7 protein-coding genes are annotated in these 7,319 nt (G+C 48.3%); all 7 read left to right on the top strand.

Annotated features, from left to right (window positions below; all coding sequences use genetic code 11):
- On the top strand, positions 1 to 815 hold an 815-nt coding region (locus tag KDK14_RS02810), incomplete at its 5' end, for a pilus assembly protein PilM (protein WP_257263503.1).
- Entirely contained in the window at positions 815 to 1,378 is a 564-nt protein-coding gene (locus tag KDK14_RS02805) for a PilN domain-containing protein (protein ID WP_257263502.1), read from the top strand. The genes KDK14_RS02810 and KDK14_RS02805, both read left to right, overlap by 1 nt.
- Positions 1,375 to 1,986, top strand: coding sequence for a type 4a pilus biogenesis protein PilO (locus KDK14_RS02800; RefSeq protein ID WP_257263501.1), 612 nt, complete (start codon positions 1,375 to 1,377; stop codon positions 1,984 to 1,986). The genes KDK14_RS02805 and KDK14_RS02800 overlap by 4 nt, the downstream gene beginning before the upstream one ends.
- Entirely contained in the window at positions 1,983 to 2,519 is a 537-nt protein-coding gene (locus KDK14_RS02795) for a pilus assembly protein PilP (protein WP_257263500.1), read from the top strand. Before KDK14_RS02800 ends, KDK14_RS02795 begins: the two co-directional genes overlap by 4 nt.
- 832 nt (positions 2,520 to 3,351) lie before the next feature.
- Positions 3,352 to 5,394: a type IV pilus secretin PilQ gene (locus tag KDK14_RS02790; protein ID WP_257263499.1), complete on the top strand. Its 2,043-nt coding sequence runs from the start codon at positions 3,352 to 3,354 to the stop codon at positions 5,392 to 5,394.
- A 127-nt stretch (positions 5,395 to 5,521) separates the two neighbouring features.
- The gene (gene aroK / locus KDK14_RS02785; protein WP_257263498.1) at positions 5,522 to 6,043 is read left to right on the top strand and encodes a shikimate kinase AroK; all 522 of its coding nucleotides are present in this window, start codon (positions 5,522 to 5,524) and stop codon (positions 6,041 to 6,043) included.
- Positions 6,044 to 6,057: 14 nt separating this feature from the next.
- Positions 6,058 to 7,137, top strand: a complete 1,080-nt coding sequence (aroB, locus tag KDK14_RS02780; protein WP_257263497.1) for a 3-dehydroquinate synthase — start codon at positions 6,058 to 6,060, stop codon at positions 7,135 to 7,137.
- The last annotated feature ends 182 nt before the right edge of the window (positions 7,138 to 7,319 follow it).

The raw sequence follows: 7,319 nt of genomic DNA, 5'->3' as shown, positions 1-7,319 counted from the left end.
GCGCTGCCGTTATCACCAAAACCATCGATATGGATGCTTCGCTTAGTGAAGCTGAGATGGAAACCCAGATCACGGTTGAGGCAGACCAGTATATTCCCTATGCAATGGATGAAGTGGCCATCGACTTTGAAGTTCAGGGTTTGAACGAGAAAAACCCCGCACGAGTTGAAGTGTTACTGGCAGCTTGTCGTCGTGACAATGTAGAAATGCGCGAGGAGGCACTTCGGCTTGGGGGGTTAAAGGCCAGGGTTGTTGATGTCGAAGCTTTTGCCATGGGCCGGGCATGCGAATTGATTGATGGCCAGCTTGACCTGCCAGATCAGGACCCGGTGCTTGCTATCTTCGATATTGGTGCCACGAAAACCACACTGAATGTGATCAGTCGGGGTAAGATAGTATATACCCGTGAGCAGTTATTCGGTGGACGGCAGTTGACTGATGAGATTCAGCGCCGTTATGGCCTCGGCCCTGAAGAAGCAGAGAAAGCCAAGCGTAAGGGGGGGCTGCCTGTTGATTATGAACCTGAAGTTCTGGAGCCATTTCGGGAAACAGTGGTTCAGCAGGTATTACGTTCATTGCAATTCTTTTATTCGTCCAGCCAATTTAATGAAGTGGATGCCGTTGCGCTGGCAGGAGGCTCAGCTTCAATCTCAGGTATGGCGGAAATGATTCAGAATAAACTGGGGGTCCCCACCAGAGTAGCAAACCCCTTTGCCGGGATGTCCATGGCGGGGAAAGTGGATAAGGACCAACTGGCCAGGGAGGCACCAACACTGATGATTGCCTGTGGCCTTGCCATGAGGAGTTTCGACTGATGGCAAGAATTAACCTATTACCCTGGCGTGAAGAACTCAGAAAAAACCGCAAGCAGCGTTTCATTGTCGTCTGGGCGTTTATGGTGGTGGTCGGTATTGGGCTGGTCTTTATCGGCGATCTTCACATCAGCCATAACATCAGTCAACAGCAGAGCCGTAATCAATATCTGCAAAATGCAATTTCGCTACTTGATCAGCGAATCGTTGAAATCAAGGATCTGAAAACCAAAAAAGAACTTCTGCTTGAAAGGATGCAGGTCATTCAAAACCTGCAGGGAAACCGCCCTGTTATTGTTCGCATATTTGATCAGGTGGCACATGTAGTCCCTGAGGGTGTTTATTTCAAGCAGATAATGCTGGAGGGGAATAGCCTGTCGCTTGTCGGGGTTGCCGAATCCAATAATCGCATCTCTGCCTTGATGAGAAACTTCGATAACTCTGAATGGTTTGCTGAGCCAAATCTGACCGCCGTCAGGAAGGTATCGGCCAACAGTCAGCGCTGGAATGAGTTTGATCTGATGGTTAAGCAGATCAACCCCACTCAGGCCAAGGGGGGACTATGAGCCTTGCAGATTCGTTACAAAAACTGAATGATCTTGATCTGAATGATATTGATTTTGAAAACATCGGTTCATGGCCTTTGGGAGTCAAGGCAATTGTCTGGATTCTGACTCTGGCTTTGGTGCTTGGGCTTGGCTATCAATTTCACCTGACCAGTTTGCAGCAACGATATGATGTCGCTGCCAGTAAAGAGCAGGATTTGCGGGAGCAATATCGAATCAGGGCGTTCCAGTCGGCAAACCTTAAAGCCTACCGCGAACAGATGGCGAAAATGGAAGACTCGTTTGGTGCGCTGGTGAAGCAGCTGCCCAGTGATACAGAGGTTCCCGGGTTGCTTGAAGACATTACTTTTACCGGGCGTGGAGCTGGTCTTCAAATCGAAGAAATCAAACTTCAGGATGAAAATGTCAGCCATTTTTATATCGAGCTGCCAATCAGTATTGGCGTAACGGGCACATACCATGATTTGGGTAACTTCGTCAGTGGTGTCGCCAGTCTTTCGCGAATAGTGACCTTGCATGATTTTGAGATTCGCCCGGGCAAGAGTGGTCAGTTAACCATGAACATTCTTGCAAAAACTTACCGCTACAATGATCAAGGGGGGCTATGATGAAATTGCTTCAACTTGGCATTGCTGCCAGTGCTGCGCTGATTCTTGCCGGATGCTCGGATGGTGGTCGTCAGGGGTATCAAGACATTGATGACTTTATGGCAGAGATGAGGGCTCGTCCTACGGGTAATATTGAGCCATTGCCCAGCTTCAGGCCTTATGAGGCTTTTACTTACCAGGCATCTGCCATGCGCAGTCCTTTCAAGCAGCCGGTAAGAATTGAACTGACTCCTGAGCAGCTCAATAGCAACCTCAAGCCAGACGCAAGCCGTGTTAAACAGTACCTGGAACAATTTGAATTGGATTCGTTCCGTTTGGTCGGCTCTATCAGTAACGATGAAGGATTCTGGGGGCTGGTGCAGGGGGCTGATGGTGTTCACCGGGTTCGCGTGGGGGATTACCTGGGTCGTGACCATGGTCGCATTACTTACCTTGATGACCAGGAATTGCGTTTGACCGAGATTGTTCCTGCTGGTCCAAGTTACTGGATTGAGCGGCCAAGAGTTCTCCGCGTGAATTTTAATAGTCAATGATTTTATTCCCTTTGTGAATGAATCGTCATATTTCCAGCAAGGATGCTGCTGTCATCCCCTGATTGGTTGACAGTACTCTGCTGGTTGTGTGGAGTTAATCGATTCTATCAAGGTAGACTTAAGCCCCGCCCACAGCATAAGGGCCAGATGTGACCATCTCGTGCTGTGTGTTCACGTTTCGCATCTGTCTTTAGCTTGATTTGGCCAGCAACGACAGGAGATGCCCCGTCAACTTGTTCAATTCACGATGTTGATCACCTTGGGTAGTGCAGCTTTCACCAGGGGCATCAATCAGAGAGAGGGTTAAATCTGGAAGGATCGATTATTCTCTGTCGCATAGTAATACCAATTTCACCTTCTGAATATGAACTGTGCATCCATTTTGAAGCTGGATCTTCGTTGGAATTCCTCGCAACAGCCCTGCTTTTAATCATCATTCCGTTTTGCCCAGCTGTTCAAAATGAGTTGCTCGCTCACATATTCAGAAGGCGAAATTAGTATAAAACCAGATGTTCCGCCAAACCGGGGAGTTCTGACCGGTCGGAATAGGCCTGCAGTTTTTCTCAACTAATCTAGTATTTAAAGTTCTTATCTTGTTCAGTCCACAGTAGAGGTTTGAGAATCTTTCATTGTGGTTGTGCAGGATGACCTCATCCCCTGAAAATAATGGTTTTCCTGGCCTGAGAGCCGATTCTTATTAAGGCATGGGCGGCTTTTTTCAGGGGATGCTTCGAAGCATGCATGGATATTGCCTTGAATCTCAAATGGACTGGATTTTTTAACGCTGATGCCGATGAAAACAACAATGCTAATTCTGAAATAGGTAAGTTAGATGAATATTAGTCCCCTGCTACAGGCCAGGGCTGTTCGTGGGTTTCTGTATACGTTGCTGGCCATGTTGCCTATTTCCGCGTGGGGTGTCACCCTGAAAAATATGGATGCGGCTGCACTGCCCGGAGAGATGGTCGAAATACGTTTGACTTTTGATGGTTCGGCACCGGTGGCCCATGGCTACAGCATTGAGAAGCCCCCCCGGATTTCCATAGACCTGCCTTTTACCCGCAGTGAACTCCCCAAGTACAATGAGATTGGCTTTAATAATGCCAAGAGTGTGACCGTGCTTGAGGCTGGTGACAGAACCCGTCTGGTCATTAATCTGCAGCAGCCTACCGGCTTCAGCAGCCAGGCCGATGGCCGGACGCTCAGCATTTATCTTGGCGAGAACAGCAGCGCCACAGCGGTGCAAAGGGAATTATCGCAGCAGGGCGAGCCATCTTATCAAGCCGCTCAAATGACAAGAGGTATTAACGATATTGGTTTTCAGCGAGGTGATGACGGCGAGGGAGAGGTTATCATTGCCCTGTCCGATGCCAGGATTCCCATGGATATGAATGAGCAGGGGGGGCGTATCCGTCTGGAGTTTCAGGGCGATATATTGCCACAGAATTTGAGAAATCGCCTGGATGTTATCGACTTTGCTACGCCGATCAAGTTTATTGATGCCGCAGTTCAGGATGGTAACAGCATTATTACCATAGAGCCCAAGGGTGAGTTTGAGTATCTGGCCTATCAGACAGACAACCTGCTGACTGTCAGCGTCAAGGCTCCAGACCCAAAAGAACACAGTAGAAGAAAAAAAGGGCTTTCCTATAAGGGTGACAAGCTGTCGCTAAACTTTCAGGATATTGAAGTTCGGGCGGTGCTACAGTTGATCGCTGATTTTACTGACCTGAATCTGGTGGCATCGGATACGGTTGGGGGTAATGTAACCTTGCGGCTGCAGAATGTTCCCTGGGATCAGGCGCTTGATATTGTGCTTAAGGCTAAAGGGCTCGATAAGCGTTTGGAAGGCAATGTCCTCACTGTGGCGCCGGCCGCTGAAATTGCGGCCCGTGAACGTGAGCAGCTGGAGAACGAAAAACAGATTCGTGAGTTAGCCCCTGTATATACCGATCTGGTTCAGATTAATTACGCTGACGCTGAAGAAATTGCCACGGTATTGAAAGGCGCAGAAGGTGCCAGCCTGCTGACAGAAAGGGGTTCTGTGCAGGTGGTGGCCAGAACCAATAGTCTGTTGATCAAGGATACCCAGGTCAAGCTGGATGAATTAAGGGAGCTGATTGATCAGCTGGATATTCCTATCCGGCAGGTGATGATTGAGGCGCGGATTGTGACTCTTAGCTCAAACTTTCAGGAAGAACTGGGTGTCAAGTGGACCGGGTCTAAAGAGGATGCACTCAAGGATGATAACAGGGATCTTTCAATTGGTGGTGGCCAGGAGAATGATGTATTTACTGACCTGAGTGTAACCGGAGGGGCTTCAAGCGCTATTGCCATTGGCTTCTCCACCAATGGTGGCACGATTTTGAACCTTGAGCTCTCTGCCCTGCTAAGTGATGGCGGAGGTGAAGTCATTTCACAGCCAAAAGTCATTACCGCTGATAAGAAAACTGCGATAATCAAATCAGGAAAAGAAATTCCGTACGAAGAGAAAACCTCCAGTGGGGCGACTTCTGTAGCGTTCAAGGACGCGGTACTGGGGCTGGAAGTGACACCTCAGATTACCCCTGATGGTCGTGTGATTATGGATATCAAGATCAATAATGACGACACAACCGATCAGGCATCCAACAACGTACCCATTATTTCTACCAATGAGATCACTACTCAGGTTCTGGTTGAAGATGGTGAAACCGTCGTTCTTGGTGGTGTCTTTAAGCAGAGTAAAAAACAAGGCGTTATCAAAGTACCAGTTTTGGGGGATATTCCTTGGGTTGGCAACTTGTTCCGTAATAAAACAGAGAGTGATGATAAAGAAGAACTTCTGGTATTTATAACGCCCAGAATCATTACTGAAGGTGTTTCATTGCGTTAGACTGCTGGTATAAAGCAGGTTGTAAAATCTATGACGGGAGCCTTGGCTCCTGTTTTTTGTTGTCATGTCTGCTTGCGATGCGCTACGCTCGCTGCACACAGGCAGGAAGTCAGGCTGGCAAAAGAGCATGCCATTAACAAATATCTATCTTATTGGTCCCATGGGGGCAGGCAAAAGTACCATTGGCAGGATGCTGGCAAAAGAGCTGGCCCGGCCTTTTTTTGATTCGGATCATGTGATTGAAGAGCGCAGTGGCGCGGATATCCCCTGGATTTTCGATGTGGAAGGAGAGCTGGGGTTTCGGGACAGGGAAAGCCAGGTTGTTGAAGATATTTGTACTCAGAAAGGCGTCGTCATGGCAACCGGTGGGGGGGCTGTTGGCCGACTGGAGAACAGACGACAGCTAAGCGCTAATGGTTTTGTGGTTTATTTGCGTACCCCGGTAGCAATCCAATTGCAGAGAACGGAAAAAGACAAACGACGACCATTGCTGCAACAGTCAAACCGTGAAGAGGTTCTGACCAGACTGCTGGAAGAGCGTGACCCACTGTATCGGTCGATCGCAGACCTTGTTCTGGACACCGCCACCCTGTCACCCCGCCAGGTTATCAAAAAAATCATTCAAACGGTTGGTTTGGGAAGGCAGTGAGGGAGTCATCGACCATGCTGGAACTTAAAGTCGATCTGGGAGATAGAAGTTATCCCATTTTTATCGGCTCCGATCTTTTGTCAAACGCTGACCATTTTCAGACTTACATCAAAGGCAGACGTGTTGCCATTGTCACCAACGAGACGATTGCCCCTTTCTATCTGGATCTCATTAAGCGCACCCTGGCAAATTATGATTCGACGGTAATCATTTTGCCGGATGGTGAACAGTATAAAAACCTTGGAACACTTAACCTTATTTTCGATCGGCTGTTACAGGAACAACATACCCGCAAAACAACGTTGCTGGCATTGGGTGGCGGTGTTATCGGGGATATGACCGGCTTTGCTGCGGCCTGCTATCAGCGAGGTGTGGATTTTATTCAGGTGCCAACGACACTGCTCTCCCAGGTTGACTCGTCAGTGGGGGGGAAGACAGGGGTCAACCATGCCTTGGGTAAAAACATGATCGGTGCATTTTATCAGCCCAATGCCGTCATTATCGATACCGCAACACTGAACACGTTACCTGATCGTGAGCTGTCAGCCGGACTGGCAGAGGTGATCAAATATGGGTTGATTTGTGATAAACCTTTTTATTATTGGTTGCAGGAGAATATTGGGCGTTTGCTGGATCGTGATCCAGAGGCGCTTTCCCAGGCTATCCATCAATCCTGTCAGGACAAAGCCAGGGTGGTCGAGGCAGATGAGACTGAGTCTGGTGTTCGCGCTATTCTCAACCTGGGACACACCTTTGGCCATGCAATAGAAACCCATACCGGCTATGGCTCCTGGCTGCACGGTGAAGCGGTGGCTGCTGGTATGGTGATGGCGGCTGATCTTTCCTGGCGTGAAGGCAATATATCCAGAGAAGACGTTGATGGACTTGTATATTTGCTTGAACGTGTCAGCCTGCCGGTAATGCCTCCCTCCGGTATCACCAGGGATCGCTTTCTTGAGCTAATGGCAGTGGATAAAAAAGTGCTGGATGGTCAATTACGACTGGTGCTTCTGAGTTCTGTTGGTCATGCCGTGGTATCGGACAGTTTCAACCATAACTATTTAATCGATTGCCTTGAACGGTTCTGCTCCTGAATATTTTCTCAGTGGCTGGAGCGTGCTCTTCAGTCCTCTTTATGTTGATCATAATTGCCCATAGTTCTGTCGATTTGTTGTAAAAACTTTCGATATATCAATCTTTTATTTTGATTTTTAGCGGCATTGACGTAACCATTCGCTAAATCCATTATTCAAGCATCAATAGCCCTGTTCAGCTA

The sequence above is a fragment of the Endozoicomonas sp. ONNA2 genome (genome assembly GCF_024606365.1).
In the GTDB taxonomy this organism is placed as follows: Bacteria; Pseudomonadota; Gammaproteobacteria; order Pseudomonadales; family Endozoicomonadaceae; genus Endozoicomonas.
The sequence above is the reverse complement of the archived record's forward strand: the minus strand, read 5'-3'. Positions and strand labels throughout refer to the sequence as shown.